At 63.9% G+C, this 26,996-nt stretch carries 27 protein-coding genes; 11 read left to right on the top strand and 16 right to left on the bottom strand.

The window, feature by feature from the left end; translation table 11 throughout:
- Positions 1–43: 43 nt before the first annotated feature.
- A complete protein-coding gene (locus MHM97_RS00720; protein WP_239318590.1) occupies positions 44–1,006 on the bottom strand; it encodes an L-malyl-CoA/beta-methylmalyl-CoA lyase in 963 nt (320 codons plus the stop codon).
- A 308-nt stretch (positions 1,007–1,314) separates the two neighbouring features.
- On the opposite strand from MHM97_RS00720, the gene dgcN reads away from it, so the two are divergent.
- The 3 genes from dgcN to MHM97_RS00705 all read left to right on the top strand — a co-directional run bounded on the left by dgcN (position 1,315) and on the right by MHM97_RS00705 (position 4,258).
- Positions 1,315–2,316: an N-acetyltransferase DgcN gene (gene dgcN / locus MHM97_RS00715; RefSeq protein WP_239318588.1), complete on the top strand. Its 1,002-nt coding sequence runs from the start codon at positions 1,315–1,317 to the stop codon at positions 2,314–2,316.
- A 105-nt stretch (positions 2,317–2,421) separates the two neighbouring features.
- On the top strand, positions 2,422–3,387 hold the full coding sequence (dgcA, locus tag MHM97_RS00710; protein WP_239318586.1) for an N-acetyl-D-Glu racemase DgcA: 966 nt from the start codon (positions 2,422–2,424) through the stop codon (positions 3,385–3,387).
- Between the two features lie 10 nt (positions 3,388–3,397).
- Positions 3,398–4,258, top strand: coding sequence for a D-amino-acid transaminase (locus tag MHM97_RS00705; RefSeq protein WP_239318584.1), 861 nt, complete (start codon positions 3,398–3,400; stop codon positions 4,256–4,258).
- Positions 4,259–4,323: 65 nt separating this feature from the next.
- Here MHM97_RS00705 and MHM97_RS00700 read toward each other — a convergent pair whose 3' ends face one another.
- On the bottom strand, positions 4,324–5,118 hold the full coding sequence (locus MHM97_RS00700) for a DODA-type extradiol aromatic ring-opening family dioxygenase (RefSeq protein WP_239318583.1): 795 nt from the start codon (positions 5,116–5,118) through the stop codon (positions 4,324–4,326).
- A 187-nt stretch (positions 5,119–5,305) separates the two neighbouring features.
- Complete coding sequence (locus MHM97_RS00695) at positions 5,306–5,638, bottom strand: DUF1244 domain-containing protein (RefSeq protein WP_005643952.1); 333 nt, start codon at positions 5,636–5,638, stop codon at positions 5,306–5,308.
- Positions 5,639–5,986: 348 nt separating this feature from the next.
- Here MHM97_RS00695 and pyk point away from each other — a divergent pair, with 348 nt between their 5' ends.
- The 4 genes from pyk (at position 5,987) to rplT (ending at position 8,391) form a co-directional block, all read left to right on the top strand.
- Positions 5,987–7,432, top strand: a complete 1,446-nt coding sequence (gene pyk / locus MHM97_RS00690; RefSeq protein ID WP_239318582.1) for a pyruvate kinase — start codon at positions 5,987–5,989, stop codon at positions 7,430–7,432.
- Between the two features lie 39 nt (positions 7,433–7,471).
- The gene (locus tag MHM97_RS00685; protein WP_239318581.1) at positions 7,472–7,693 is read left to right on the top strand and encodes a hypothetical protein; all 222 of its coding nucleotides are present in this window, start codon (positions 7,472–7,474) and stop codon (positions 7,691–7,693) included.
- Between the two features lie 116 nt (positions 7,694–7,809).
- Complete coding sequence (gene rpmI, locus MHM97_RS00680; RefSeq protein ID WP_009178285.1) at positions 7,810–8,010, top strand: 50S ribosomal protein L35; 201 nt, start codon at positions 7,810–7,812, stop codon at positions 8,008–8,010.
- 15 nt (positions 8,011–8,025) lie between these two features.
- Complete coding sequence (gene rplT, locus MHM97_RS00675) at positions 8,026–8,391, top strand: 50S ribosomal protein L20 (protein WP_239318580.1); 366 nt, start codon at positions 8,026–8,028, stop codon at positions 8,389–8,391.
- A 153-nt stretch (positions 8,392–8,544) separates the two neighbouring features.
- Here rplT and MHM97_RS00670 read toward each other — a convergent pair whose 3' ends face one another.
- On the bottom strand, positions 8,545–9,558 hold the full coding sequence (locus MHM97_RS00670; RefSeq protein ID WP_239318579.1) for an adenylate/guanylate cyclase domain-containing protein: 1,014 nt from the start codon (positions 9,556–9,558) through the stop codon (positions 8,545–8,547).
- A 245-nt stretch (positions 9,559–9,803) separates the two neighbouring features.
- On the opposite strand from MHM97_RS00670, the gene pheS reads away from it, so the two are divergent.
- A complete protein-coding gene (gene pheS / locus MHM97_RS00665) occupies positions 9,804–10,877 on the top strand; it encodes a phenylalanine--tRNA ligase subunit alpha (protein WP_239318578.1) in 1,074 nt (357 codons plus the stop codon).
- Between the two features lie 233 nt (positions 10,878–11,110).
- Entirely contained in the window at positions 11,111–11,389 is a 279-nt protein-coding gene (locus MHM97_RS00660; RefSeq protein ID WP_239318577.1) for a YrhK family protein, read from the top strand.
- A gap of 27 nt (positions 11,390–11,416) precedes the next feature.
- Here MHM97_RS00660 and MHM97_RS00655 read toward each other — a convergent pair whose 3' ends face one another.
- The 8 genes from MHM97_RS00655 to ugpB all read right to left on the bottom strand — a co-directional run bounded on the left by MHM97_RS00655 (position 11,417) and on the right by ugpB (position 21,409).
- Positions 11,417–13,396 carry a TonB-dependent receptor domain-containing protein gene (locus tag MHM97_RS00655; RefSeq protein ID WP_239318576.1) on the bottom strand — a complete coding sequence of 660 codons (1,980 nt, stop codon included), beginning with the start codon at positions 13,394–13,396 and terminating at the stop codon, positions 11,417–11,419.
- Between the two features lie 240 nt (positions 13,397–13,636).
- Positions 13,637–15,301, bottom strand: a complete 1,665-nt coding sequence (locus MHM97_RS00650) for a Na/Pi cotransporter family protein (RefSeq protein ID WP_239318575.1) — start codon at positions 15,299–15,301, stop codon at positions 13,637–13,639.
- Between the two features lie 59 nt (positions 15,302–15,360).
- A complete protein-coding gene (locus tag MHM97_RS00645; protein ID WP_239319189.1) occupies positions 15,361–16,263 on the bottom strand; it encodes an HAD-IIA family hydrolase in 903 nt (300 codons plus the stop codon).
- Between the two features lie 14 nt (positions 16,264–16,277).
- Positions 16,278–17,222, bottom strand: coding sequence for a glycerophosphodiester phosphodiesterase family protein (locus MHM97_RS00640; RefSeq protein ID WP_239318573.1), 945 nt, complete (start codon positions 17,220–17,222; stop codon positions 16,278–16,280).
- A complete protein-coding gene (locus tag MHM97_RS00635) occupies positions 17,219–18,274 on the bottom strand; it encodes a sn-glycerol-3-phosphate import ATP-binding protein UgpC (protein WP_239318571.1) in 1,056 nt (351 codons plus the stop codon). Before MHM97_RS00635 ends, MHM97_RS00640 begins: the two co-directional genes overlap by 4 nt.
- Before the next feature lie 9 nt (positions 18,275–18,283).
- Positions 18,284–19,135, bottom strand: a complete 852-nt coding sequence (gene ugpE, locus MHM97_RS00630; RefSeq protein ID WP_239318569.1) for a sn-glycerol-3-phosphate ABC transporter permease UgpE — start codon at positions 19,133–19,135, stop codon at positions 18,284–18,286.
- Positions 19,135–20,016: a sn-glycerol-3-phosphate ABC transporter permease UgpA gene (gene ugpA, locus MHM97_RS00625; RefSeq protein ID WP_126137268.1), complete on the bottom strand. Its 882-nt coding sequence runs from the start codon at positions 20,014–20,016 to the stop codon at positions 19,135–19,137. Before ugpA ends, ugpE begins: the two co-directional genes overlap by 1 nt.
- 88 nt (positions 20,017–20,104) lie before the next feature.
- The gene (gene ugpB / locus MHM97_RS00620) at positions 20,105–21,409 is read right to left on the bottom strand and encodes a sn-glycerol-3-phosphate ABC transporter substrate-binding protein UgpB (protein WP_239318567.1); all 1,305 of its coding nucleotides are present in this window, start codon (positions 21,407–21,409) and stop codon (positions 20,105–20,107) included.
- A 142-nt stretch (positions 21,410–21,551) separates the two neighbouring features.
- Here ugpB and MHM97_RS00615 point away from each other — a divergent pair, with 142 nt between their 5' ends.
- The gene (locus MHM97_RS00615) at positions 21,552–22,460 is read left to right on the top strand and encodes a LysR substrate-binding domain-containing protein (RefSeq protein ID WP_239318565.1); all 909 of its coding nucleotides are present in this window, start codon (positions 21,552–21,554) and stop codon (positions 22,458–22,460) included.
- Positions 22,461–22,527: 67 nt separating this feature from the next.
- Here the strand turns inward: MHM97_RS00615 and phnE (MHM97_RS00610) are convergent, their stop codons facing one another.
- The 4 genes from phnE (MHM97_RS00610) to phnD all read right to left on the bottom strand — a co-directional run bounded on the left by phnE (MHM97_RS00610) (position 22,528) and on the right by phnD (position 26,016).
- Positions 22,528–23,337, bottom strand: coding sequence for a phosphonate ABC transporter, permease protein PhnE (phnE, locus tag MHM97_RS00610; RefSeq protein WP_239319188.1), 810 nt, complete (start codon positions 23,335–23,337; stop codon positions 22,528–22,530).
- Positions 23,337–24,131, bottom strand: coding sequence for a phosphonate ABC transporter, permease protein PhnE (gene phnE, locus MHM97_RS00605; RefSeq protein ID WP_239318563.1), 795 nt, complete (start codon positions 24,129–24,131; stop codon positions 23,337–23,339). Before phnE (MHM97_RS00605) ends, phnE (MHM97_RS00610) begins: the two co-directional genes overlap by 1 nt.
- Positions 24,128–24,901 (bottom strand): phosphonate ABC transporter ATP-binding protein, encoded by a 774-nt coding sequence (phnC, locus tag MHM97_RS00600; protein ID WP_239318561.1) that lies wholly within the window; start codon positions 24,899–24,901, stop codon positions 24,128–24,130. The genes phnE (MHM97_RS00605) and phnC overlap by 4 nt, the downstream gene beginning before the upstream one ends.
- 134 nt (positions 24,902–25,035) lie before the next feature.
- The gene (gene phnD, locus MHM97_RS00595; RefSeq protein WP_239318559.1) at positions 25,036–26,016 is read right to left on the bottom strand and encodes a phosphate/phosphite/phosphonate ABC transporter substrate-binding protein; all 981 of its coding nucleotides are present in this window, start codon (positions 26,014–26,016) and stop codon (positions 25,036–25,038) included.
- A 254-nt stretch (positions 26,017–26,270) separates the two neighbouring features.
- Between phnD and MHM97_RS00590 the strand changes: the two genes are divergently transcribed.
- The gene (locus MHM97_RS00590; protein ID WP_239318557.1) at positions 26,271–26,993 is read left to right on the top strand and encodes a winged helix-turn-helix domain-containing protein; all 723 of its coding nucleotides are present in this window, start codon (positions 26,271–26,273) and stop codon (positions 26,991–26,993) included.
- The last annotated feature ends 3 nt before the right edge of the window (positions 26,994–26,996 follow it).

The following is a 26,996-nucleotide window of genomic DNA, read 5'->3' as shown; positions in this document are numbered from 1 at the left end:
CGGGATATTTTAGTTAGAAGAGGAGGGGTGTAAGGGCCGTGTTTTAGCTGTTCTGGGCGATGAGTTCGTACTGCGCCACGATGACTTCGGCCTGTTTGATCGAGGCGATGTCGACCAAACGCCCCTTGTAGACGGTTGCGCCTGCGCCGCTGGCTTTGGCCTCTTCCATGGCGGCGAGAATGTCGCGCGCCTCAGAAACGGCCGCGTCCGAGGGGGTGAAAACCTGATTTGCCAGGGCGATCTGTTTAGGGTGGATCGCCCATTTGCCGACCATGCCCAGCGTCGCGGAGCGTTTGGCCTGCGCGATATAGCCCTCGTCATCGGAGAAATCGCCAAAGGGGCCATCCACCGGCAACACACCATGGGTGCGACAGGCGGCGACAATGGCGGCTTGCGCCCAGTGCCACGGATCGGACCAGTGTTTGGTGCCCTCGCGGAGCATATAGTAGTTTTCCTGCGTGCCCCCGATGCCAGTGGTCTGCATCCCCATGGAGGCGGCAAAATCCGCCGCGCCAAGGCTCATGGCCTGCAGGCGCGGGCTGCTGGCAGCGATGGCCTCGACATGGGCGATACCTGCGGCAGATTCGATAATGACCTCAAAGCTGACCGGCTTTTGACGGCCCTTGGCGCGTTCTATCGCGGTGACCAGCGCGTCCACCGCATAGACATCCTCGGCGCAGCCCACCTTGGGGATCATGATCTGATCAAGCCGCGCGCCCGCCTGTTCCATCAGATCCACCACGTCGCGGTACCAATAGGGCGTATCCAGCCCGTTGATGCGCACGCTCAGGGTCTTAGTGCCCCAATCGACCGTATTGATCGCCTCGATCACATTGGCGCGGGCCTGATCCTTGTCTGAGGGGGCCACGGAATCTTCGAGATCGAGGTTGATCACATCCGCCGCAGAGGCGGCCATTTTGGCAAAGAGTTTCGTGTTGGAGCCGGGGCCGAACAGCTGGCAGCGGTTGGGGCGGGCCGGGGGCGTGGGCTGAAGGCGAAAGCTCATCTCTGGTCTCTCCGGGTTCATAAATTCCAAAATAGGTTCATGTTTTGGTATTTCGTTGCTCACGTAATGGCAAGTCTTATTTGCAGTTGCAGCATTTCAGCGATGCCGCATCTGCATAGTCTTTCTGCGTGATCCGCGCCATCTCGGGCGTATTTTGTCATCAAGTGGGAGATTCTTCGATGAATAGATCCAATGCCCGAAGAAATCCCCTCGAAGATCCGCTGCACTGGCGAATTAGACAGGAAGTTGCAGCGCGATTGCCGCAAGCTACCTTGAACTCTGACGAATTCCAAAAAAGGACGCTGGATATGATCGAGACCCCTTATCTCCTGTTCCTCGGCGATGCGCCCGACATGCTGGCCGCCAAGGTTGCCATTGGCATCCGCGACTGGCGCCCTGACCATGCGGTGGGCCAGATCAGCCTGCCCGGCTGCGGTGCAAACCTTGGCCTCACCGAGATGACGCTGGAAGAGGCCAAAGCCGCTGGTGCCAAAACGCTGGTGATCGGTGTCGCCAACCGCGGCGGCAAGATCAGTCAGGAATGGAAAAAAGTGCTGGTGCAGGCGCTGGAAGAGGGCTTTGACCTTGCCTCCGGGCTGCACAACCTTCTGCGCGACGAGCCGGATCTGGCCGCCGTTGCCAAAGCAACCGGGCGCACCCTGCATGATGTGCGGGTGCCGTCGGTGCAGTATCCGATTGCCGATGGTGTGAAGCGTCGCGGCAAGCGCTGCCTTGCGGTGGGCACCGACTGTTCCGTGGGCAAAATGTACACCGCACTGGCGATGGACGCCGAGATGCAGGCGCGCGGTATGAAATCGACCTTCCGCGCGACGGGTCAGACCGGCATTCTGATCACCGGTGACGGTGTGCCGCTGGATGCGGTGATCGCCGATTTCATGGCGGGCTCCATCGAGTATCTGACCCCCGACAATGATGACGATCACTGGGACCTGATCGAGGGTCAGGGATCGCTGTTCCACGTGTCCTATTCCGGTGTGACCATGGCGCTGGTGCATGGCGGCCAGCCCGACGCGCTGATCCTGTGTCACGAGCCGACCCGCACCCATATGCGCGGTCTGCCCGATTACGATGTGCCCTCGCTGGAGGAGCTGCGTGATGTGGCCCTGCCGCTGGCGCAACGGGCCAATAAGGACTGCAAGATCGTCGGGATTTCCGTCAACACCCAGCATTTGGGTGAGGAGGAAGCCGTGGCCTACCTGAAAGAAGTTGAGGGCCGCATGGGTCTGCCTGCGGTGGATCCCTATCGCCATGGCGCCGGTCGTCTGGTGGACGCGCTGGCTGCGGTCTGATTGAACATCTTTGCCGGGGGCGTCTGTGGATCGCGCAGGAGCCTCCGGCGGGGATATTTTTAAGAAGATGAAGAAGGGGTGGCGGCGCTGCCCGAAGGGAGAGCCATGAAAATCACTGTCACCCCCGATGTGTTCAAACTGGCGCAGGTTTTTACCATCTCGCGCGGATCGCGCACCGAGGCCAAGGTGCTGACGGTTCGGGTTGAGGATGGAGATCATGTGGGCTGGGGCGAATGTGTGCCCTATGCGCGCTATGATGAGACGCTGGAGTCGGTGACGGCTCAGATCGAAGCGCTGCCTGACGTGTTTGCGCGCGCGGAATTGCAGAGGCTGCTGCCTGCCGGGGCCGCGCGCAACGCGGTGGATTGTGCGCTGTGGGATCTGGAGGCCAAAAAGGCGGGCAAGCCGGTCTGGGAATTGGCTGGGCTGGATCAGCCGGGGCCGGAGATCACCGCCTATACGCTGTCGCTGGCCTCTCCTGAAGAGATGCAGAAACAGGCGGCTGAGAATGCCCATCGTCCGCTGTTGAAGATCAAGCTCGGCACGCCCGAGGATATGCCTCGCCTTGAGGCGGTGCGCGCAGGCGCGCCCGAGGCGCGGATCATCATTGACGCCAATGAGGGCTGGTCGGCCGAGGTGTACGCCGAACTTGCACCGCATCTTGTGCGCCTTGGGGTGGAGCTGGTGGAGCAACCCCTGCCCGCAGGTGAGGATGAGGCGCTGATCGGCATGGAACGTCCGGTACCGGTCTGCGCCGATGAGAGCGCGCATGACTGCGCCAGCCTGCCGAAACTCAAGGGCAAATATGATGTTGTGAACATCAAACTGGATAAGACCGGCGGTCTGACAGAAGCCTTGAAATTGCGCGATGCGGCGCTGGCCGAGGGCTATCAGGTGATGGTCGGCTGCATGGTGGGATCGTCGCTGGCGATGGCACCCGCGACACTGGTGGCACAGGGTGCGTTGGTGACGGATCTTGACGGGCCGCTGCTTCTGGCCGAAGACCGTCCCGAACCGCTGACTTTTGACGCCGAGGGGGTGCACCCCCCGCGGCCTGCGCTCTGGGGCTAAGGAGACGACCATGACCCGTACCGTATATGTAAACGGCGACTACCTGCCGGAAACCGAGGCCAAGGTCTCTATCTTTGATCGCGGCTTTCTGATGGCGGATGCGGTCTATGAGGTGACCTCGGTGCTGGGCGGCAAGCTCATCGATTTTGAGGGCCACGCGGTGCGCCTGAAGCGGTCGCTGGATGAGCTCGATATGGCCGAGCCCTGCACCAAGGACGAGCTCTTGGAGATCCACCGCAAGCTGGTGGAGCTGAATGACATCGACGAGGGGCTGGTCTATTTGCAGGTCACGCGCGGCTCGGACGGCGACCGGGATTTTGTGTTCCCATCGGAGGATACCAAGCCGACCATCGTGTTGTTTACGCAGAACAAACCTGGCCTCGCCGATAGCCCTGCCGCCAAGAAAGGCGCCAAGATCATCTCGATCGAGGACATCCGCTGGGGCCGTCGCGACATCAAGACCGTGCAGCTGTTGTACCCCTCCATGGGCAAGATGATGGCGAAGAAAGCCGGTGCCGATGATGCCTGGATGATCGAGGATGGCCATGTGACCGAGGGCACCTCCAACAACGCCTATTTCGTCAAGGATGGCGTGATCGTGACGCGCCCGCTGTCCAATGACATCCTTCACGGGATCACCCGCAAGGCGGTGCTGCGCATGGCCGAAGAGGCGCAGCTGAAGGTCGAAGAGCGCCTGTTCACCATCGACGAGGCAAAAGCGGCGGATGAGGCGTTCACCACCTCGGCCTCGGCTTTTGTGATGCCGGTTGTGGAGATCGACGGCGTCGCCCTGGGCGACGGCACACCGGGTCCGATCGCCAAGCGTCTGCGCGAGATCTACCTTGAGGAAAGCATCAAGGCGGCTGTGTGATCCCACACAGGACCTGACGGAATTCTTCAAAAGGCCACCCCCTAAAAGGGTGGCCTTTTTTCATGTCAGCCGAACCGAAAGCCCGAGGCGGTCACACCGCCGAATATCTCGGTCTGGTGATAGATCCGGGTCATGTCGTCCTGTTCTGCTGCGCCAAGGGCCGCAAATATCGGGGCGAGGTGGTCTTCTTGGGCGTGGCAGTCGCGCGCATAGGGGGCCTGTTCCCAGTTCATCAGCGCCTCGGTCCGCGCCTCTGGCGAGAGCATCAGCGCCTCATTCAGCCAGGCATCAAATGCCTCGGACGGCACGCGCGCACCGGGGCCAAAGGCGCGCAGGTTGTGATAGCTGAGACCGGAGCCGATGATGACCACGCCTTCGTCGCGCAAAGGAGCCAGCGCACGACCCATGGCGAAATGCGCCGCCGGGTCATAGCCCTGTTGCAACGACACCTGATAGAGCGGCACGTCGGCCTCCGGGTAGATCACCGCCATCGGGGCGAAGGTGCCGTGATCATAGCCCATCTCCGCATCAAGCCGCGTCGGCAGACCCGCCGCCGCAAGCAGCGCATGGGTGCGCGCAGCCAGATCCGGCGCGCCGGGGGCGGGATAGGTGATCTGATAGGTTTCGGGCGGAAAGCCGGTGTAGTCATAGACCATCGGCGGCTGCGGGTTGGACATCACCGCAAAGCCCTCGGTCTCCCAATGGCCGGAGATCATCAGCACCGCTTTGGGGCGCTCCGGCAGCTGATCCGGCATCGCCTTGAGAGAGGCCTCCAACGGGGCAAACTGCGCCCGCCACCCCGGCAGCCACGGCCATGGGCCACCACCATGAGAGATAAAGAATGTGGGCATGCGCGTCATGAGGGCTCTCCCGGAGTGCAGGATTGTGGAACTCTCATCAAGCTAGGCATGCGCATCCGGGCTGCCTAGGCGCAGGTCCGCACAGAGCCTGTGCAAACGGTGTGCGGGATCTGCCCTGCGATAGATGAAACAACGCCCGGCTGATAGGCGGGCGCTGTCCATTTCTAATGAATACGGGGGGCGGCCGTCAGCCCTTGTCGGTGCCAACATTCTCGGCAAAGGACTTTTTGAAGGCCTCCTGTTTGTCGGCGCCTGCGTCGGTCTGATAGTTGGCTTTCCACTCGTCCATGGTCATGCCGTAGAAGATTTCGCGCGCCTGCGCCTTGTCCATCTCGATGCCCTTGTCGTTGGCGGCCTCCTGATACCAGCGGCTCAGGCAATTGCGGCAAAAGCCTGCGAGGTTCATCATGTCGATGTTCTGCACATCGGTGCGGTCCTGCATCAGATGCTGGCGCAAGCGGCGAAAGGCGGCCGCTTCCAGTTCGATCTGGGTCTGGGCGTCGATCTCGGGCGTGGTCATGGCGGGCTCCTTGCTTCGGTGACATCTGTGGTAGCAATCACATGGGGCCGCGACAAGGCTCAGGCCAGCGCGGGTCGGGCCAGCGCGGATCGGGCCCGGGTTGCGCCGCCTGCGCGGTTGCCGCAAGGGGCGGTGGTGCAATATGATGGACCTGTCATGAGGTCGTCACCGGCCCGTCATGATTTGATGGCGTAGCTTATGAAGAGTTGCGGCAGCAGGTGATTTGCGCCATAAGACCGAAAACGATGTTTGCGATAACATAGACGCGGGGCGCCAGGCCGCCCCGGTATCGCAGCAGCACACCAGGACCCGCCATCTCGGGATGGACAGCCGGAGGATAGAGATTCCATGAAACGCACGCGCAACGTCAAGATCGTGGCCACCCTCGGCCCGGCATCCGAGACCTACGAGACCATCCGCGCGCTGCATGAGGCCGGCGCCGATGTGTTCCGCCTCAACATGTCCCACGGCAGCCACGACGAGATTGCCGCCAAACACAAGATCATCCGCCAGGTCGAGGCCGACCTCGACTCCACCATCGCCATTCTGGCCGACCTGCAAGGTCCGAAACTGCGCGTCGGCGTCTTTGCCAATGGCGAGGAAGAGCTGGTCGAGGGGGCGAAATTCCGCCTCGATCTCGACCCGGCCGAGGGCGACCTGAACCGCGTCTGCCTGCCGCATCCCGAGATCTTTCAGGCGCTGGAGCCGGGCGCGTCGCTGCTGGTCAACGACGGCAAGATCCGCCTCAAGGTCGATGACTGCGGCGCGGATTTCGCCAATTGCGAGATCGTCACCGGCGGCACCATCTCCAACCGCAAGGGCGTCAACGTGCCGGATGTGATCCTGCCGCTGGCCGCGCTGTCGGAGAAGGACCGCGCCGACCTGGAGTTTGTCTGCGAACTGGGCGTGGACTGGCTGGCGCTGTCCTTTGTGCAGCGTGCCAAGGACGTGTTCGAGGCCCGCACCCTTGCCGATGGCCGGGCGGCGGTGCTGTCCAAGATCGAAAAACCCGCCGCGGTCGACAATTTCGGCGAAATCCTCGATGCCTCCGACGGGATCATGGTGGCGCGGGGCGATCTGGGCGTCGAGCTGCCGGTCTCCCACGTGCCGCCGATCCAGAAACGTCTGGTGCGCAAATGCCGCGCGGCCGCCAAGCCGGTTATCGTGGCGACTCAGATGCTGGAAAGCATGATCGAAAGCCCGATGCCGACCCGGGCCGAAGTCTCGGACGTGGCAACCGCGATCTACGAGGGCAGCGACGCCATCATGCTGAGCGCCGAATCCGCCGCCGGCCAGTATCCGATCGAGGCGGTCCAGACCATGGACAAGGTGGCCACCGAGGTGGAGCTGGACCCGACCTATCGCGAGATCATCGGCGCATCGCGCCAGGCCAAGGGCGACACGCTGGCCGACGGCATCGTCGCCGCCGCCCGCGAGATCGCGGAAAAGACCGAGATCAAGGCGATCTGCTGCTTTACCCAATCCGGCACCACCGCCCTGCTGACCTCGCGCGAGCGTCCCTTTGTGCCGATCCTGGCCCTGACCCCGCTGGAAAAGACCGCGCGGCGCCTGTGCCTCAGCTGGGGGTGCAACTGCTTCGTGACCTCCAAGGTCGACCGCTTCAAGGGGGCCGTGGTCTCCGCCGCCCGCGCCGCCCGCTCCGGCGGGTTTGCCAGCGAAACCGATCAGGTCGTGGTCACCGCCGGTGTGCCCTTCAACGTGCCCGGCACCACCAACATCCTGCGCATCGCACCCTGTGACGAACGGCTGATTTACAACACCGATCCGGAGTAATAGGCTGACCCCATTGTGTGTTTTGGGGTACGTCGTGTCATGGACAGCGATACGGTTCTGGTAATCGGACTGGCTTTGGCCTGGCTGGGCGTGCCTGCCTTCGTGGCCGCCTACGCCCACCGCCGCAGCCCGTTCCGTGCCATGACCATGCTGGTGATGGCAGGCGGATGCATCGCCTGGGCCACCCTGTCGCAACCGGGTGGCTACCAGTTCTCCGAGCTGCCGGATGTGGTCTTTCGGGTGCTCGGCCAACTTCTGTAACCGAATCTTCTTGCCATTTGGAAACAGCTGCCGTACAGCGCACCCCTGTTCGCGCGACCGGCCAAAGTGGCATGCCGAGTCGCGTGTGTAGCGAACCTACGAATAAGGAGACGGAAATGCCCAAGATGAAGACAAAATCGAGCGCCAAGAAGCGCTTCAAAGTGACCGCGACCGGCAAGGTCATGGCAGGTCAGGCCGGCAAGCGCCACGGCATGATCAAACGTCACAAGAAATTCATCCGTGATGCCCGCGGAACCACCACCCTGTCCGCACCGGACGCAAAGATCGTCAAGGGCTTCATGCCCTACGACCGCTAAGAGGAGATCTGAGATATGTCCCGCGTTAAAGGTGGTACCGTCACTCACGCCCGTCACAAGAAGATCATCAAGGCCGCCAAAGGTTACTATGGCCGCCGCAAGAGCACCTTCAAGGTTGCAACGCAGGCCGTCGACAAGGCGAACCAGTATGCAACCCGTGACCGCAAGAACCGCAAGCGCAACTTCCGCGCGCTGTGGATCCAGCGTATCAACGCTGCCGTCCGCAGCCACGACGAGGCGCTGACCTACTCCCGCTTCATCAACGGCCTGAACCTGGCCGGTATCGAAGTGGACCGTAAGGTTCTGGCAGACCTCGCCGTGCACGAGCCCGAAGCCTTCGGTGCGATCGTGCGTCAGGCACAGGATGCGCTGGCCGCCTGAGCTCAGGCACAGCAAAACTGATCTGACCCGCCGGAGCGATCTGGCGGGTTTTTTCGTGCCGTGTTGCGGTGCGGTATGGAATGTCAGGCTGTGCCAGGCCTCGGCCCCGTGCATAGCGGCCGCAGGGCACAGGCGCGGCGCAGGCGCGTGCGCCTATTCGGGCTGCGACCGGCTGCGGCGCAGGAGGGAAAACAGGATAAGTCCGCCGACCGCCCAGATCGACCACGGCGGGCTTTGTGAAAACAGGTTCACCAGCACCAGAAACCCTCCGATGATCCAGAGCCGCAGCGGCACGGACAGGACCTCGTTGCGCCCGAAGATCCGCGGCCCGTCGCGCAAGCCGATAATCATGCAGAGCACCAGCACCGGCCAATGCGCCCAGAGCCCGCGGTCAGAGATGATGTCCAGCAGCACCAGCCCCGCCGCCACCCCGAGGAGCCGGCGGCTGCCCTTGCTGATCGGCAGGCGCCGACCGCAAAGCTTGTCGAGACCGCGCAGCGGCCCCTCAGCGGGCGGCTCTTGCGCGTCGGTGGCCTCGCCGTCGTCAAACCGGCGCTGCGGCGCGCCTTCGAACGGATCGGGATCCTGCCACACCCGCGCGGTCTGGCTGCTGCGCTCCGCCCCGGCCACAGAGGCGCCCGTGGCGCGGCTGTGGCGCGGGGCCCCCAGCGACACCCGATAGACGGTGACATCCTCGGTCAGGTTGCGCGGACGCTGCGGGCCGAGGTGCTCGAACCCGATGGTCAGCTTGTTGCGCACATGGTCATAGACCTGCTGCGAGATCAGCACCCCGCCCGGCTCCGACATGGTTTGCAGCCGCGCGGCGAGGTTGACCCCCTCGCCGATCAGGTCGTCGCCGTCGCAGATCACATCCCCGAGGTGGATGCCGATGCGAAAGGACAGCGCGCTGTCCTTGGCCGCCAGCTCCTGCTGCACCTCGATGGCGCATTGCACCGCCTCCACCACCGAGGGGAAATCGGCGATCAGCCCGTCACCGGCGGTATTGGCCACCCGGCCGCCGTGGCGTTCGATCAGCTTGAAGAACACATCGCGGGCCGATTGCAGCTCCGTGTAGGTGCCGACTTCATCGGTGGTCATCGCCGTGCTGAACTGCTCCGCATCAGCAGAGAGGATCGTCGTCAGCTTTCGGATAATCCGGTCGCGCATGAAATCTGGCCTGAGGTAAGAACTGCCCTCAAAGTGGGCTTTTGTGCGCCGTCATGCAAGGGGCATGGTCGCGGCATGTTGACAGGCGCTGACATCAGCGCATCGGCGGCCCGCCTGCCTGAACCGCTCGGGGCGTGGGCTGGGGGCGACAGCACCGGCCTGCGGCAGCGGCAAGGCGGCGCAGGTGCTTGCTTTCGACGCCTCGTGTGGTAGCAGGACAGCAAAGCGAGACGTGAGGGGCCGTCATGGACGATCTTAAAGCAAAATACCTCGGCCAGATTGCCGAAGCCGGCGACGAGAACGCGCTGGAGGCCGTGCGCCTGGCCGCCGTGGGCAAGAAGGGCGAAGTGGCCCTGAAGATGCGCGAACTGGGCAAGATGACGCCGGAGGAACGCCAGGTGGCGGGCCCGGCGCTGAACGCGCTCAAGGATGAGATCAACGCGGCGCTGGCGGCCAAGAAGGCGGCGCTGGCCGATGCCGCCCTGGATGAACGCCTGCGCTCCGAATGGCTGGATGTGACGCTGCCGACGCGCCCGCGCCGTGAGGGCTCGATCCACCCGATCTCGCAGGCCTCCGAGGAGCTGACCGCGATCTTTGCCGAGATGGGGTTCTCCGTTGCCGAAGGGCCGCGGGTGGACACCGACTGGTACAACTTCGACGCGCTGAACATCCCCGGCCACCACCCGGCCCGGGCCGAGATGGACACGTTCTACATGCACCGCGCCGAGGGTGACAACCGCCCGCCGCATGTGCTGCGCACCCACACCAGCCCGGTGCAGATCCGCTCGATGGAGAAGATGGGCGCACCGCTGCGCATCATCTGCCCGGGCGGCGTCTATCGCGCCGACTACGACCAGACCCACACGCCGATGTTCCATCAGGTCGAGGGGCTGGCGCTGGATGAGAACATCTCGATGGCCAACCTCAAGTGGGTGCTGGAGGAATTCGTCAAATCCTTCTTCGAGGTGGAGAGCGTCGACCTGCGTTTCCGCGCCTCGCATTTCCCCTTCACCGAGCCGTCGGCCGAGGTCGACATCCGCTGCAGCTGGGACAATGGCCAGCTGAAGATCGGCGAGGGCGACGACTGGATGGAGATCCTCGGCTCCGGCATGGTGCACCCCAAGGTGATCGCCGCCGGGGGCATCGACCCCGACAAGTACCAGGGCTTTGCCTTTGGCATCGGCATCGACCGCCTGGCGATGCTGAAATACGGCATCCCCGACCTGCGCGCCTTCTTCGACAGCGACCTGCGCTGGCTGCGCCACTACGGGTTCAGTTGCCTCGACGTGCCGACGCTGCACGGGGGCCTGAGCCGCTAAGGTCGGCCCCGGCTATTATCGCACCGCCAGACGACCCGCCTCTTGCAGGCGGGTTTTCTATTTGTGGTGATCTCGCGGGGGGGAAAGCCCCGCGCCGCGCCCGACCCTCCCCCCGGGAGGGCGCGATTGCGCCCGCCCAGGCTCGGGCGCTCTGGTCCTGGGGGCGGTGCTCTTGCAATCGCTGCCGGCGTTGGTAGCGTCCGCGGCGAACGCAACTGCCGGAGACCTCCACAATGCTCTTTGATCGCGACCACCGGCACGGCAGTGCCGCGCAACGCCGCCGGTACGCCCATTTTGAAATCGCCTATACGCTGGCGGACTTCGGCGCCGCCTTCAGCTTTGTGATCGGCTCTGTCTTCTTCTTTTTCGAGCGGCTGATGACGGCCGGCACCTGGCTGTTCCTCATCGGGTCGATCCTCTTTGCCGCCAAACCCAGCATCCGCCTGATCCGGGAGATCAAACTCGCCGCCATGGGCGAGGATGAAAAACTCGCCGAACGCTTCGAGGATTAGGGCAGGGTTCAGCCCCGCGTGCGGGCCTCAGAACTTGATCTGCGCGGTCACCCGCAGGCTGCGCCCCTGCTCCAGCAGGTTGGTGGTGCCGCCGGGCACGCTGTAGGCGGTGCCATGCGCGATATAGGCCTCGTCAAAGATATTCGTCAGCGCCAGGCTGTATTCCTGCGTGTCACGGGGGCGCCAGACCAGCGACAGGTCGTGCACGTCATACCCCGCAAGCTCGGCGGCGGCGGTAAAGCTGTCGGGCAGCTTGTCCTCGGCCATCACGAACTGGCTGGTCCAGCTGATCTGCATATTGCGGCCCGCAAGTTCCCGGACCACCCGCAGGGACAGCGTGTCGCCCTGGGGTGCAAAGCCGTCATACCAGTCGCTCGGGCTGACATAGCGCCCGCCGATGGTGGTATCCGAATGGTGAAACGACGCCTGCACCGACCAGTCCGCCCAGGCATACCCGGCGCTGAGCGTGTAGCCCTCGGTCTCGGCGGTGCCTGCGTTGCGGCGCGCATAGGGCAGCCCCCGGCGACCGCCATAGAGGATGACATCCTCGATCTCGGTCTGGAAATAGGTGGCCCCGAGGTTCCAGCCGTTGCGCACAAAGGCAAAGCCGGCCTCGATGGTCTCGGCGGTTTCGCCGTCAAGGCTGGGATCGGTCAGGGCCGCATCCACGCCCGCCGTCAGGTTCAGCCCCGGCGCGGGCTGCACGCCCCGAAACGCCTGGGCCCAGCTGGCAAACAGCGACAGCGCCGGGGTCGCCTGGAATTCAACGCCGAGGTTGGGGTTGACCCGGTGGCCCGCATGCCGGTTGCCCGCCAGATCGGTCAGCGTGCTGTGATCGTAACGCAGGCCGCCCGTGGCCCGCAGCCGTTCGGAGAGCTGCATTTCTGCCTGCACAAACGCCCCCCAGGTGCGCGCGGTCTCTGACACCTCTGCCGCGGCGCCATCCTGGCCGCTGGATCGGGCCTCGGTAAAGTCGAGCCCATAGGTCAGGTCGAGCGCGCCGAGGGCCGAGGCATTCTGCACCGCAAACCCACGCGTCCGCCATGCCGCCCGTTGGGTTGGGTCGATGTGCCGGTGCAGCTCGGTTTCGTTCTGGAACAGCCGCGCCTCCAGGTCGAGCGCCGGGCTGCCCGCGGGCGCGATCCGGTAGGACAGGCTGTAGGTGTCCTGCGACAGCGCCTGCTGTTCCGGTGTGGACCGGGGGTGCGCCGGATCGACACCAAAGTTGACCTGGGCGCTGCGCAGGCCATCGTCGGAGCGGCGGATCGCGCTGAATTCGAGCGTGTGGCCGTCGGCGGGTCGGAGTTTCAGCTTTGCAAACAGCGTGTCCGGTTCACTGTCGGTATAGGGCACCCGCTGGCCATCGCCGCCGGTGTAGGTGTCGGCAAAGGAGGTCGCGCCATAGAGCGCGTATCCAAAGCGGTCGGTGGGCTGACCATAGATCGCGGTGCCAAGGGACAGCCGGTCGCCATTGGTCTGCCCCGAGAGCCGCAGCATCGCCCCCTGTCGCTGGCCCGGCAGCAGAAAGTCCTCCGGATCGAGGGTTTCGAACCGCACCTCACCCGCCAGCGCCGACGGCCCGGAGAGCGCGGTACCGGTGCCCGCGTCGATCGCGACGGATTTCAGCAGGAACGGGTCGATGCCGGAGTTCCCGTTGTGCGGAAACAACGTGCCCGAGGTGAGAGCGCCGTCGATGGTGACAGTGGCGCGCACATCCTCGATCCCGCGGATATAGACCTTTTGCGCCGAGGTCCGGTTGCCGCCGCTGACGGTGACGTCATCCGTATCGGCGAACAGCTCGTTCAGACTCGTCGGCTGTGCGGCGCGGATCGTCTCCTGCGCGATCTCCTCCCCTGCCGCAGGTCTGGAGACCGTGATTTCCTCCAGTTCGATAGCGGCGCCGAAGTCGTCCGGCGCGGCGTCCTGCGTCAGCGCGGCGGTGGGCAGGCCCGCCCCCGTCAGCAGCAGCCACACAGAAGCGATTGTTTTACCTTGGGAAAGGGGCATCTCGAGACCTTGTCGACTAATATCTTACTATTTTAATCACCTTTAATGGCCTATTTCTGATGTGAGAAGTCGCGCGCGGCGCAAGCAAGGCATGCGTGTCATGCACCCATGGGCGCGACACGCATGCAATGTGCTACGGGAATGAGGGAACGGTGCCCCGCCCGCCATGGCGAGGCGCAGGCAGGCGGGGACCCGCGGCGCTGCCGCGACCTGTCAGAACCGACGGTGCAGAGCGTCGGTTTATTGTCCGCCCAGCGGGTCGCCCGGGCGCTGCAAGCGGCTGGAGAGCAGGTCTCCGGCGCGTTCGACGATCGGATAGCCGGCCATGGCAAAGGCGGTGTTGACCTGTTTCAGGATACGCAGAGTTTCCTGGTGCAGGGCGCTGGTCTCGATGCTCTCGCTGATGCCGTCGCGCAACCGGCTGAGGTGCTTGCTCTGCAAGCGTTGCTCGGCGGTGCGGATGCTGTCTTTCTCGGCGACCAGTTCCCGGGCGTCATCGGGGTTGCCGGTCATCATCACCTTGAGCGCGAGCTGCGCATTGGCCTGCACCCGGTCCATGAAGTCCAGCAGTTCCTGCCGCCCCGATTTGGAGAAACAGACGCCTTCGTGGTGCAGCTTGCGGGCCAGGTCGGTCATCTTGCGCGCGACCTGATCGGCGGCGGCCTCAAGATTGGCGGCCATCAGCGACGCCTCGATCGCGCCATTTGCGGCCTCGTCGTCGCGCTTTTGACCATGCACTCCGGCCAGATAGAGCTTCAGGTCCTGATGCATCCGCCGAAGGGCGCGCTCGTCTTCCTGAATGCCGGTGGCGACCCGGTCATCCCAGGTTTCATAGAGCCCGGTGGCGGAGACCAGCATCTTTTCGACCAGCTCCCCCATGCGCAGCAGTTCGCGGGCGGCGCAGCTCAGGGCGCGCGGCGGATCATCGAGCGCAGCAGGGTCCAGCGCGCTCAGCCCCCGGTCGCCGGATTGGACGGCATCCTCTGCAAGCAGCCGGTCGGACAGGCGGGCGATCACCCCCACCAGCGGCATCATCAGCAGGCAGAGCACAAGGTTGAACGCCAGGTGGATCGCCATCACCTGCCCCGCTGCGGTGGCGCCCAGCCACTGCGGGTCCAAGAGGTTCAGGTTCAGCGCCACCAGCACCAGCAGCGCGCCGCCACCGCGCAGCACCAGGTTCGCCATCACGATGCGGCGGGCGCGGACATCCGCGGCCAGCGTCAGCACAAAGGCGATCATGGCCCCGCCCAGGTTGGCCCCCAGCACCATCGCCATGGCGGCCATCGGCGGCAGCGCGCCCTGCGCCACCATGGTCACAAACAGCAGGATCGCCGCCACGCTGGAATGCACCACCCAGGCAAAGACGGCCCCGAGCAGAAAGGCGGTCAGGAGATCACTGTCGAGATAGCCCAATATGGCCACGGCCCCATCGCTCTGGATGATCGGGGCGGTGGCGGTGCGCAGCATGTCGAGGGAGACGAAGATCAGCGCCAGGCCGATCAGGATACGCCCGGTCTGGCGCACCCTGCGCTGATGGCTGCGCAGAAACAGGATCACCCCCAGCAGGATCAGCGCCGGAACCAGCAGCCCCGGGCGCGCCAGCAGGATCTGTGCCACCAGCGCAGAGCCGAGATCGGCGCCCAGCAGCATGGCAAGGCCGACGGAGCCCGCAAGCGCCCCTTTGGCGGCAAAGTTCGAGACCAGCATCGCCACGGCGGTCGAACTCTGCAACAGCATGGCCGAGACGAGGCCGGTCACGGTGGCCAGCAGCCGGTTGTCCGACGCCCGGCGCAGCCCCTGGCGCAATTGCGTGGCAAAGGCGCGCTCCACCCCGGTGCGCACCAGCCGCACCGCCCACAACAAGAGCGCCGCCGCCCCCGCGATCTGTATCAGAAATGCCGTCAATCCCGTCTTGCCTCCGTCTGCCGTGGCGCGCCTTGTTCACCCGGCGCGATCCCTACAGGCTATGTCGTTGCCACGATCCAGCTTGGTCGAATTGCGCTCTTCTCTATGTAGGGCGCGACATCATGGCCCCTGAACAGCCCGTGATCCGTAATCAGAATAGATCCGATCCCTGCTGCCGCGCCACCCAGCACATCGGTGTGCAGCGTGTCCCCCACCATGGCGATGCGGGCGCGGGGAATGTCAGCCAGCCGCGCCAACGCGGTGTCAAAGGCATTGCCAAAGGGCTTGCCAAAGAACATCGCCTTGCCGCCGGTGCGTTCGGTGATGTCATGCGCAATCAGACCCGGCTCCAGCGACAGGCCCTCTTCGCGCGGGGCCACCAGATCGGGATTGGCCACCACCAGCGGGCGCGGGTTTTCCAGCAGCGCCTCGGTCAGCGCCTTTGTGTCGGCCTCATCCCAGCGCGCGGACGACAGCAGCAAAAAGCCCCCGGCGGTGTGCAACAAGTCCGGGTTGTCCGCGAGATGCGCAATCTGCACGCCCGGGGGCGCATCGCTAAAGTCATCTTCCGGGGCCGCTGCCGCAGCCCAACAGGTGCCCTCGGGCAGCCTCGGCAGCCCGGCAAAGGCCACATCGCGGCTGGAGACCACCTCGGATGCGGTGAAATCAAAGCCAAGCCGGTGATATTTGGCCAGCACCTCTGCGCGCGTGTAGCTGGCGGCATTGGTCAGCACCACCAGCCGTTTGCCCAAGGCGCGCAGTGCGGCCATGCGGTCGACCGCGCCGTCAATGGCTGTCTCCCCTCGGTTCAGCACGCCAAAGGCATCGAGAATATAGGCATCATAATCCTCGACGGTATCGCCCAGGTCCCGCCCCGCGCGTGAACGGGCGGTAAAGCGGGCGTCCGGCAGGGTCGCGCGCACGCTCTCATAGCGCTGAAACGCCCAGTCGGTGCCGATCATTGTGCTCATATCCCTCATGTCGCGATGGCGGGTGTCGGGACACGTTCGCTCCAGCGCAATCCGCGCTCCAGCAAGAGACGCTGCACCCGGCCCGGATAATCGGTCACGATCCCATCCACACCGGCATCAATCATCGCTTCGATATCGGCGGTCTCGTTGACGGTCCAGACAGTGACCGGCAGCGACAGCGCGCGGGCCTGCGCCATGCGCTCCGGGGTGATGTCCTGAAACCACGGGCACCACATCTGCCCCCCGGCGGCGGCAACCATCTCCGGCAGGGGGCTGGCCTCGGTGAGGCCGGCGGGTTCGCCGTCGCGGCCGGCGCGCGCCACTTCGGACAGATAGGAGGTCGGCATCTCCGGGGCCTGACGGCGGCATTCGTCCAGAAGCGCCCAATCAAAACTGTGCAGCGCAGTGCGCGCGCTCAGCCCATGGGCGCGCACGACCTCCACCACCGCCGAGACCTGCTGCACGCGGATGGCCGCGATATCCGGATCGCTCAGATCGGTCTTGAGTTCCAGCAGCAGGGCAACATGGTCGTATTGCGGCTCTTTCACCAGCGCGCAGAGATCGGCAAGCGTGGGGATACGGACCCCGCTCAGAAACGCCTGATCGGGGAACCGCCGCCCATAGGTGGACCGGCTGTCGAGCCCGCCCACATCGAGGCGGCGCAACTCGTCCAAGGGCAGATCCGCGACCTTGATGTCGTCCTGTGCGATCCAGGCGCCCCCTGCATCGCGCACCGCCGCCGGCGACAGCGCGTGATTGTGGGTGATCACCGGCACGCCGTCCGAGGACAGCACCACATCGAACTCCAGCGCGTCGACGCCGATGTCGAAGGTGAAGCGAAACCCCTCCAGCGTGTTTTCAGGCATGACACCGCGGGCGCCACGATGGCCGATCACCCGGATCAGCCCGGCTTCGCCACGATAGGCGTCGATTTGGGGAAAATGACTCATGCGTCCACTCGTTTACCGGTCTGCGTGTCGAACATATGCAGATGTTCCGGCGCAATGGCAAAGCGCATCAGCGTTCCGGGGGCTGCGGAGACGTGACCGGGCATGCTGGCCACACAGTCCACATCGGTGCCGCTGAGATGGCCATGCAGCAATGTGATCGCACCCAGCTGTTCGCAAAGCTGCACATTGATCTCGATGGGGCCAGTCTCATCGGCGATCAGGTGTTCCGGGCGCAGGCCCAGCGTCACCTCGCCCGAAGCGGTGCCCCCACCCGCAAGACGCGCGCCATTGGCCAGCGTCACCATGCCCGAGGCGACCTCGGCAGGCAGGAAGTTCATCGACGGAGAGCCGATGAAGCCCGCAACAAAGAGCGTGGCGGGGCGGTCATAAAGTTCAATGGGCGTGCCGAACTGTTCGACATAGCCGCCATTCAGCACCATCAGCCGGTCGCCCAGAGTCATCGCCTCCACCTGATCGTGGGTCACGTAGATCGAGGTCACGCCAAGGCGCTGTTGCAGCTTGCGGATCTCAAGGCGCATCTGCACCCGCAGCTTGGCGTCGAGGTTCGACAAGGGTTCGTCAAACAGGAACACCTGCGGATCGCGCACGATGGCGCGCCCCATGGCGACCCGCTGCCGCTGCCCACCCGACAGTTGCCGGGGCTTGCGATCAAGGTAGGGCCCGATTTCGAGGATTGCCGCGGCTTCTTCAACGCGGCGGTTGATGTCGGCCTTGCTGTTGCCGCGGATCTTCAGGCCGTAGCCCATGTTTTCACGCACCGACATATGCGGATAAAGCGCGTAGTTCTGAAACACCATCGCGATGTCGCGGTTGGCGGGTTCCAGATTGTTGACCACCCGGTCGCCGATCTGAATGTCGCCGGAGGTCACGGTCTCCAGCCCCGCAATCATCCGCAGGAGGGTGGATTTACCGCAGCCCGACGGGCCGACGATGACGACGAACTCGCCATCGTTGATCGCGCCGTCGATGTGATGCAGGACCTCGGTGTCACCGTAGGATTTCACCAGATCCTTGAGGGTAATGCTTGCCATGTGGGATGCCTATTTATCTGTCTCGGTGAGGCCCTGAACAAAGAGCTTCTTCATTGCGATGACGACAAAGACCGGCGGGATCATCGCCAGAAGGGCCGTCATCATGATGATGTTCCATTGCGGGGATTGCTCTGCGGCCTCCAGCATCTGTTTGATGCTCATGACAATGGTGGTCATGTCGGTGTCGGTGGTGATCAGCAGCGGCCAGAGGTACTGGTTCCAGCCGTAGATGAACAGGATCACAAACAGCGCCGCGATATTGGTGCGGCTGAGCGGGATCACGATGTCCCAAAAGAACCGCATCGGCCCTGCCCCGTCGATGCGCGCGCTCTCGAGCATTTCGTCCGGGATGGTCAGGAACACCTGCCGGAACATAAACGTCGCGGTGGCCGAGGCGATGAGCGGCACCGACAGCCCCCAATAGCTGTTGAGCATGCCGAGATCCGCGACCACCTCGAACGTGGGCAGGATGCGCACCTCGACAGGCAGCATCAGGGTGATGAAGATCAGCCAGAAGAACCCCATGCGGAACGGGAACTTGAAGTAGACAATGGCAAAGGCCGAGATCAGCGAAATCGCGATCTTGCCCAGCGAGATCATCATCGCCATCGCCAGAGAGTTCAGAAGCATCCGCCAGACCGGGGCAATCTCGGTGCCCGACAGGCCGGAGCCCCAGAGCGTTTGCTGGAAGTTCTCCCAGAAATGACTGCCCGGCAGGAGCGGGATCGGCGCTTGTGTCATGCGCACCGCATCATGGGTGGCGGCCACAAAGGTGATCCAGATCGGCAGCGCCACGATGGCAATGCCGAGGATCAGGATAATGTGGCTGACGATGTTCAGGATGGGTCGATTTTCAACCATCAGTACTGCACCCTTCTCTCGACAAAGCGGAACTGAACCACGGTCATGGCAATGACCAGCACCATCAGGATCACCGACTGCGCGGCAGAGCCCCCCAGATCAAGGCCGACAAAGCCGTCGTTGAACACCTTGTAGACGAGGATGGTGGTGGAGTTTGCAGGCCCGCCCTGGGTCACCGCGTGGATGATGCCGAAGGTTTCAAAAAACGCATAGACCGCGTTGATGACCAGCAGGAAGAACGTGGTCGGCGACACCAGCGGGAAGATGAAATCCTTGAACCGGCGGATCGGGCCCGCGCCATCAATCGCGGCGGCCTCGATCACCGAGCGCGGGATCGACTGCATCGCGGCAAGATAGAACAGGAAGTTATAGGCGATCTGCTTCCATGCGGAGGCAAAGACCACCAGCGCCATCGCCTGATTGCCGTTCAGATAGTGGTTCCAGTCCACGCCGACAAAATCGAGGATATAGGGGAAGATCCCCAGCGTCGGGTTGAACATGAACACCCACAGCGCACCCGCCAGAACCGGCGCCACGGCGTAGGGCCAGATCAGGAGTGTGCGATAGGCCGTCGCGCCGCGCACGACCCGATCAGCAAAACCCGCAAGGATCAGCGCCATCGACATCGACAGGATCGCCACGGCAGCGGAGAAGAAGATCGTGCGGCCAAAGGTGGCCAGATAGATGTCGTCCTCGAACAATAGCTCGAAATTCTCGAACCAGACGAATTCGGTCGACAGACCAAAGGCGTCCTCAATGAGGAACGACTGATAGACCGCCTGACTGGCGGGCCAGATGAAAAACACCAAAGTGATCGCGATTTGCGGCGCGACCAGCAGGTAGGGCAACAGGGATGCGGGGAAATGGACGCGTTTCAGCATAGGCGCCTCGGGGTCCTTTCTGGAAAAGGATAAAAATCGGCCCTCCCCGGCCCTGCATCACTGCAAGACCGGGGAGAGCCGTGGGCGATTACTTCACGGAGCGTTCGAACTTGCGCAGCAGCGCGTTGCCGCGTTCCACTGCGGTATCAAGCGCCTCGGCAGCGGTCTTGTCACCAGCCCAGAGCGCTTCGAGCTCTTCGTTGATCACGTCGCGCACCTGCACGAAGTTGCCAAAACGAATGCCGCGGGAGTTCGGCGTCGGCGTGTTCAGGCTCAGCTGTTTGATCGCGGTGTCGGTGCCGGGGTTTTCGTCATAGAACCCCTGTTCCTGGCTCAGTTCATAGGCGGCAGTGGTGATCGGCACATAGCCGGTTTCCTGGTGCCACCAGGCCTGCACCTCGGGCGAGGACAGATAGGTCATGAACTGCGCCAGACCCTTGTATTCCTCATCCTCGTGACCGGCCAGCGCCCAGAGGGTCGCGCCACCGATGATGGAGTTCTGCGGCGCATCCGCCACCGAGGTGTCGAGCGGCAGCATGGTCTGGCCGAATTCGAACTCCGCCTGTTCCACCATGGAGCCGTAATAGGCCGAGGAGTTCATCCACATGCCGCATTCGCCATTGGTGAACAGCGGCAGGCTGTCGCCGCGACGGCCACCGTATTTGAACAGGTTGCCCTCGCTCATCGACGCGATGTCGTCCAGACGGGCCGCGACCTTGTCGTTGTTGAACACGAACTCGGTGTCAAACCCGGCAAAGCCGTTTTCCTTGGTGCCCATCTCCATGTTGTGCCACGCGGAGAAGTTCTCGATCATCACCCAGGACTGCCAGCCAAAGGACAGGCCGCACTCCATGCCGTTGTCGACCAGCGCCTGTGCGGCGGTTTTGACGTCATCCCATGTTTCGGGAACATCGACGCCCGCAGCCTCCAGCGCATCGGCGTTGTACCACATCACCGGGGTGGAGCTGTTGAAGGGCATCGACAGCAGTTCGCCTTCGGGGGTCTGGTAATAGGAGATCACCGCCGGCAGGTAGTCGGATTTGTCAAACGGCTCGCCCGCGTCGGCCATCATCTGCTCGATCGGGTAGATCGCGCCCTTGGCGGCCATCATGGTGGCGGTGCCGACCTCGAACACCTGCACCAGATGCGGCTGCTCACCGGCGCGGAAGGCGGCGACGGCAGCGGTCATGGTTTCGGTGTAGTTGCCCTTGTAGGTGGGCACGATCTTGTAGTCGGACTGGCTGGCGTTGAAGTCGGCCGCGATCTTGTCGACGCGCTCGCCATTGGCGCCGCCCATGGCGTGCCACCACTGGATTTCGGTCTCGGCCCAGGCGGCCCCGGCGGTCAGGCCGGTGGCCAGGGCACAGGACAATGCAATTTTTGAAACACCCATTTTCTATCCTCCTCTGGTCGTTCGCGGGCAGCATTTGACAGGATGCAACATAATTCAAGTGAAAGTTTCACAACACTGTCATAACATAGTATTATATTGATGCGCATATTCCCCGCAGCGACCCCACAGCAAGGACACGCCCGTGCAGTTCAAATTACGCCAGCTTCAGGCTTTCAAGGCGGTCGCGGAGACCGGCAGCATCACCAAGGCGGCAGAGATGCTGGGCGTCTCGCAACCGGCTGTCAGCCGCCTGATTTCGGATTTCTCCGCCTCGATGGACCTGGAGCTGTTCCAGCGGCGGCGCGGCATTCTGGAACCCACCAGTGATTCCCGGCATCTGCTGACGGAGGTGCGGCGCATCCTCGACGGGCTCGACCACCTCGAAGACCTGCGCCGCGACCTGAAGGAGCGCACCGGCGGCCACATGCGGATCGCCTGCCTGCCGGGGTTTGCCACCTCGCATCTGCCGCAGGTCCTGGCGCAGTTCCTGAAGGAGCGCCCCGGCGTCACCGTGGCGCTGGAGCCGGACCGCCCGGAGCGGATCCTGGAGTGGATCATCGGCGAACAATATGACTGCGGCATCACCGACGGGTTCTCGGGGCATCCGGCGACCGAAAGCCGCGACATCTTCATCCGCTCGGCCTGTATCCTGCCGCCGGGGCATCCGCTGGCGGCCAAATCCAGCATCACACCGGCGGATCTGGCGTCGGAGAAGATGATTCACGCCCGGCGCGACAGCCGTTTCTACCGGCATCTGTCGCGGGCCTTTGCCAGCTATAACGTCGAGATCAACAGCCTGGTCGAGGTGCGCCAGTTCACCACCGCCTGCACCATGGTGCAGCAGGGGCTGGGCGCATCGGTGGTCAGCGCCCTGGATGCGGAAGCATTCCGGTCGGCGGGCGTGGTGGTGCGCCCGTTCGAGCCGGAAATCCATCACCGGCTGTCGATCCTGTTTCCCAGCGCGGTCAGCGTGCCGCGGGTGGTGCGCGACTTCATGGATGTCTTTGTCGACAGCCTCGCGCCCTTTACCGTGGACCCGCCGCCGCGGTGATCCGGCGTGATGCCCGGCCATCGGCAGGGCACGCGGCGCCCCGGCAGAATGGGGCACCGCGCGCATTTTACAGCACCTTGCGGCGCAGGAAGGACGACACCACCTCGCCCACCACCACAAGGGCGAGGATGGTCAGGAGCACCATCGAGACCTCGGGCCAGTTGAAGGTGTCGATCGCGCCTTGCAGGATCATCCCGATGCCGCCGGCGCCGACGAGGCCAAGCACGGTGGATTCGCGCAGGTTGATGTCCCAGCGCAGGATCGCCACGGCAAAGAACGCCGGCATCACCTGCGGCACGATGGCATAGAGCACGATCTTGAACCGCGATGCACCACAGGCCTCCAGCGCCTCCACCGGCTTGCGGTCGATTTCCTCGATCGCCTCGCCGAGGAGTTTGCCGAGGAAGCCGATGGAGCGGAACATGATCGCCACGATCCCCGCCACGATGCCGGGGCCGAAGATGGCCACGAACAGCAGCGCCCAGATGATGGTGTTCACCGACCGCGACGACACCAGGATAAAGCGGCCAACCCAGAGCGCGAACTTGTTCGGCGTGGTGTTCTGCGCCGCGATATAGGCCACCGGCAGCGAGACGACGACCGCGATCATCGTGGCCAGCGTGGCGATGTTCACCGTCTGCCAGATCGCCTCCAGGATCGAGGGCAGGTTGCTGGGATCGGGCGGCATCATGCGGCCGAACAGGTCGCCCATCTGCGATGGCGCATCCCAGACCCAGGCCCAGATCACGTCGATGCTGCTGAGCGCCCAGGCGACGACCAGCACCGTCAGGGCAAAGCCGCCGTAGCGCATCAGACGCTGGCGCGGGGTGAAGCGGGACCACTGATCGAGGGTTTGGTTCAAAGACTGGCTGGTCATCATGCAATCCGCTTTCTGATAAATCCGCTCACCGCCTCGGAGACGAGGATCACGCCGACGATGACCATGGTGATGGCGAGGGCAAAGTCGTAGTCATAGCGGCCAAAGGCATTGGCCAGGGTCGCGCCGATCCCGCCCGCGCCGACGATCCCCACCACCGCAGAGGCGCGCAGGTTGCTGTCGAGCTGGTAGATCCCCAGACCAACCAGACGCGGCATGATCTGCGGCATCACCGCATAGGCCAGCGTGGCGATGAACCCCGCCCCGGCAGAGCGCATGGCCTCCACCTGGCCAAAGTCGATTTCCTCGATCCGTTCGGCCAGCAGTTTGGCGACAAAGCCGATGGAATAGACCACCAGCGTCAGCGCCCCGGCAAAGGGGCCAAAGCCCACCGCCTTGACGAAGATGATCGCGACGATCACCGGGTGAAAGCTGCGGGCGACGATGATGATGCCCCGGCCCAACAGGTAGATCGGCCGGATCGAAATGTTGCTTGCCGCCATGAAGGCCAGCGGCACCGAGATCGCGATGCCGCCCACGGTGGCAAGGATCGCGATCTTCAGGCTTTCGAGGAACCCGTCGAGCAAGAGGCCCGACCGCTCAAAGCTGGGCGGGAAGGCGCCGCTGAAGATCCGCTGCGCCCGTGTCATGCCGTCCGACACCCGCGCCCAGTCGATCGGAAGCGTGGCCAACGTCGCGACAAAGTAGATCAGCACCGCCGCATAGAGCCCGTAGCGCAGCGCGGGGTTGGCGATGAACGGCGGTTTGCGCCATGTGTCCTTAATCGCGCTCATGCCGCTGCTCCGACCTGCGCCCGATCCTCGGCCGGAACCCCGGCATAGATCTCGTCCATCTCGCCCTTGCCCAGCTGGCCCGGCAGGTCGTCAAAGATGATCCGCCCGTAGCGCATGCCGACGATGCGGTCGCTGTATTCCTTGGCCTCGGTGACGTTGTGGATGTTGATGATGACCGGCAGTTTCAACTCGCTGGCCAGATCCCGCAGCAGCGACATGATCTGCTCGGAGGTCTTGGGATCGAGCGAGGCGGTGGGTTCATCCGCCAGCAGGATCTCGGGACGCTGCATCAGCGCGCGCACCACGCCCACCCGCTGGCGTTCACCGCCGGACAGCTCGTCGGCGCGTTTGTCGGCGTAATGGGCGATGCCCACACGTTCCATCAGCTCATAGGCGTGGCGAATGTCCTCGCGCGGGTAGCGCCGGGTCAGTGCCGCCCAGGTGGAGATATATCCGAGACGCCCGGACTGGACGTTTTCCATCACCGTCAGCCGGTCGATCAGGTTGAAGCCCTGAAACACCATGCCGATCCGGCGGCGCGCGGCGCGCAGCTCGCGGCGGCCAAGGGTGGTGAACTCGGTGCCGTTCAGATCGACGGAGCCCGAGGTGGGTTCGACCAGGCGGTTGATGCAGCGCAGCAGCGTGCTCTTGCCCGCGCCGGAGGAGCCGATCACGGAGGTGAGCTGATCGCCCTCCACCGTCAGGTCCAGTTCCTTCAGCACCGGATCCCCCGATCCATAGCGTTTGGTCAGTTTGGTAATTTTCAGCATGACGGTCTCCGGGACATAGCGCGGCCCTGCCTCTGCCGCGATGCCCTCTGGCACAGGGGGCAGAGACGCACGGGAGGCCGCGAAAAGCGCCCGGCCAGACCAATGCTGACCGGGCTGTTTCGAATGGGGTGGGATCAGTTCCCGGCGAGGCCCTGCGGGGTGTATTCCACGCCGTTGGACTTCTGGATCTGACGGATCACCGCCCATTGATCCTTGTAGGTGATCGGAACGAACTTGCTCACGCCGTCGAACTCTTCGCCCAGTTTGGTGCCCTCGAAATCAAAGGAGAAGAAGGCCTCCTTGATCTTGTCCGCCAGCTCGGGGTCGAGGTTGTGGGCCAGGGTGAAGGAGGTGGTCGGGAACGGATCGCTCTCCCAGATCTTGCGCACGTCGGCGGTATCATAGAGCCCGCGTTCCGCCATGCGGTCCACCACTTCGGAGGCAACCGGCGCCGCATCGTAGTCGCCCGCGACCACACCCAGCATCGACTGGTCGTGCGAGCCGGAATAGATCACCTCGTAATCCTTGTCAGGCTCGACGCCGAGGTCCGGGAACAGCGCGCGCGGCGCCTGGTTGCCGGAGTTGGAGGTCGGCGAGGTATGTGCCACACGGCGACCGGCCAGGTCCTTCACTTCCTTGATGTCGCTGTCGGCCTGGGTAAAGACCTGAAGCTTGTAGCCGAACTGGCCGTCCTCGGCGCCCATGATGGCAAAGGGCACGGCACCGGCGAGGTTCACCGCAAAGGGCGTCGGGCCGGTGGAGAAGCCCGCCACATGCAGACGCCCCGAACGCATCGCCTCGACCTCGGCAGAGTTGGACTGCACCGCAAAGAACTGCACGTCCTTGCCCGTGGTCTCTTCCAGATGCGCGATGAACGGCTCCCAGATGTCGGCATAGACCGCCGGGTCCTCGACCGGGGTATAGGCAAAGACCAGCGTGTCGGGGTTGCTCAGCTCTGCCGGATCGCTGGGCGTGTCCGCCACCAGATCGCCATTGGCATCGCAGTAAAGCGCATCGAGCGCGCCACGGTTGGCGCAGTCGTCGGCGGCGGCTGCAAATGCGCTCAGCGACAGAACGCCCAGTGCCGTTGCGGCACGGGTAAATAGCTGTGTCATGGTATCCTCCCTTGATACGCCTGCCGGAAACATCCCCGGTGGTCCAGGCGCTGACACCCCGACGATAGGAGCGGCGCGGGCGGCGATGCGAGCCGCGTTCTGTTAATGAAACAGCCGGAATGCGGGATTCATGTTAACAGTATTACAATCGCCGCCATATCCCCTTAAACTCGGCCCCCGTTTGCGACACTGAGGACAGGGGCGGTCCGTGCAGGACGCCCCGGACGCCGCGGATGTGACAGGAGGAGGGTTGCATGATGGCAGGCCGGACCGAGCCGCTGATCGCGATTGTGGATGACGATCCCAATGTGCGCGATACGCTCTCTGCGCTGATGCGGGACAGCGGGTTTGACGCCGTCTGCTGCGCCGACATTCCCGCCTTTCACGCGCTCGGCGATCCGCCGCCGGTGGACCTGGCGCTGATCGACCTGCGCCTGCGCGGGGAATCCGGTCTGACGCTGGCGATCCATATCCGCGAACGCTACGAGATCCCGATCGTGATGCTGACCGGCGTCGGCGACGAAATCGACAAGATCATCGGGCTGGAGACCGGCGCCGATGACTACATGATCAAACCGTTCAATCCGCGCGAACTGGTCGCCCGCATCCGCGCCGTGCTGCGCCGCTATGGCCACGGCACCGCCCGCCCCAGCGCCGCACCGGGGCAGGCGATCCGCTTTGGCGATATGTGTCTCGATGTGCAGTCGCGCCGGTTGCTGGATGGCGCGGGCGAGGAAATCCCGCTGACCAACGCCGAATACCGCCTGCTGGAGTATTTTGCCCGCAATCCGGATCGGGTGGTCCCGCGCCCGGAGCTTCTGGAGGAGCTGGGGTCGGACATGCAGCGCTATGTGGACCGGACCATCGACGTGCTGATCCTGCGCCTGCGCCGCAAGATCGAGGCGGTGCCGTCAAAGCCGGTACATCTGCAGACCCGGCGCGCGCAGGGCTATATCTTTCACCTGTCGGCGGGCTGAAGC

This window comes from Epibacterium sp. Ofav1-8 (assembly GCF_022348185.1).
GTDB lineage: Bacteria > Pseudomonadota > Alphaproteobacteria > Rhodobacterales > Rhodobacteraceae > Epibacterium.
This window is presented reverse-complemented; position numbering and strand designations above follow the sequence as displayed.

What these genes read in the sequence shown, in the direction of transcription:
- ugpA (WP_126137268.1), bottom strand. Translation starts at nt 20,016, where the DNA reads ATGCTGAAACGCGTCCATTTCCCCGCATCCCTGTTGCCCTACCTGCTG.
- MHM97_RS00685 (WP_239318581.1), top strand. Translation starts at nt 7,472, where the DNA reads ATGGACAGCGATACGGTTCTGGTAATCGGACTGGCTTTGGCCTGGCTG.
- ugpB (WP_239318567.1), bottom strand. Translation starts at nt 21,409, where the DNA reads ATGGGTGTTTCAAAAATTGCATTGTCCTGTGCCCTGGCCACCGGCCTG.
- ugpE (WP_239318569.1), bottom strand. Translation starts at nt 19,135, where the DNA reads ATGGTTGAAAATCGACCCATCCTGAACATCGTCAGCCACATTATCCTG.
- MHM97_RS00695 (WP_005643952.1), bottom strand. Translation starts at nt 5,638, where the DNA reads ATGACCACGCCCGAGATCGACGCCCAGACCCAGATCGAACTGGAAGCG.
- MHM97_RS00705 (WP_239318584.1), top strand. Translation starts at nt 3,398, where the DNA reads ATGACCCGTACCGTATATGTAAACGGCGACTACCTGCCGGAAACCGAG.
- pyk (WP_239318582.1), top strand. Translation starts at nt 5,987, where the DNA reads ATGAAACGCACGCGCAACGTCAAGATCGTGGCCACCCTCGGCCCGGCA.
- phnD (WP_239318559.1), bottom strand. Translation starts at nt 26,016, where the DNA reads ATGACACAGCTATTTACCCGTGCCGCAACGGCACTGGGCGTTCTGTCG.
- MHM97_RS00640 (WP_239318573.1), bottom strand. Translation starts at nt 17,222, where the DNA reads ATGAGTCATTTTCCCCAAATCGACGCCTATCGTGGCGAAGCCGGGCTG.
- MHM97_RS00635 (WP_239318571.1), bottom strand. Translation starts at nt 18,274, where the DNA reads ATGGCAAGCATTACCCTCAAGGATCTGGTGAAATCCTACGGTGACACC.
- MHM97_RS00655 (WP_239318576.1), bottom strand. Translation starts at nt 13,396, where the DNA reads ATGCCCCTTTCCCAAGGTAAAACAATCGCTTCTGTGTGGCTGCTGCTG.
- phnE (WP_239319188.1), bottom strand. Translation starts at nt 23,337, where the DNA reads ATGACCAGCCAGTCTTTGAACCAAACCCTCGATCAGTGGTCCCGCTTC.
- MHM97_RS00645 (WP_239319189.1), bottom strand. Translation starts at nt 16,263, where the DNA reads ATGATCGGCACCGACTGGGCGTTTCAGCGCTATGAGAGCGTGCGCGCG.
- MHM97_RS00670 (WP_239318579.1), bottom strand. Translation starts at nt 9,558, where the DNA reads ATGCGCGACCGGATTATCCGAAAGCTGACGACGATCCTCTCTGCTGAT.
- rpmI (WP_009178285.1), top strand. Translation starts at nt 7,810, where the DNA reads ATGCCCAAGATGAAGACAAAATCGAGCGCCAAGAAGCGCTTCAAAGTG.
- MHM97_RS00660 (WP_239318577.1), top strand. Translation starts at nt 11,111, where the DNA reads ATGCTCTTTGATCGCGACCACCGGCACGGCAGTGCCGCGCAACGCCGC.
- phnE (WP_239318563.1), bottom strand. Translation starts at nt 24,131, where the DNA reads ATGAGCGCGATTAAGGACACATGGCGCAAACCGCCGTTCATCGCCAAC.
- pheS (WP_239318578.1), top strand. Translation starts at nt 9,804, where the DNA reads ATGGACGATCTTAAAGCAAAATACCTCGGCCAGATTGCCGAAGCCGGC.
- MHM97_RS00700 (WP_239318583.1), bottom strand. Translation starts at nt 5,118, where the DNA reads ATGACGCGCATGCCCACATTCTTTATCTCTCATGGTGGTGGCCCATGG.
- MHM97_RS00720 (WP_239318590.1), bottom strand. Translation starts at nt 1,006, where the DNA reads ATGAGCTTTCGCCTTCAGCCCACGCCCCCGGCCCGCCCCAACCGCTGC.
- rplT (WP_239318580.1), top strand. Translation starts at nt 8,026, where the DNA reads ATGTCCCGCGTTAAAGGTGGTACCGTCACTCACGCCCGTCACAAGAAG.
- phnC (WP_239318561.1), bottom strand. Translation starts at nt 24,901, where the DNA reads ATGCTGAAAATTACCAAACTGACCAAACGCTATGGATCGGGGGATCCG.
- dgcN (WP_239318588.1), top strand. Translation starts at nt 1,315, where the DNA reads ATGATCGAGACCCCTTATCTCCTGTTCCTCGGCGATGCGCCCGACATG.
- MHM97_RS00590 (WP_239318557.1), top strand. Translation starts at nt 26,271, where the DNA reads ATGATGGCAGGCCGGACCGAGCCGCTGATCGCGATTGTGGATGACGAT.
- dgcA (WP_239318586.1), top strand. Translation starts at nt 2,422, where the DNA reads ATGAAAATCACTGTCACCCCCGATGTGTTCAAACTGGCGCAGGTTTTT.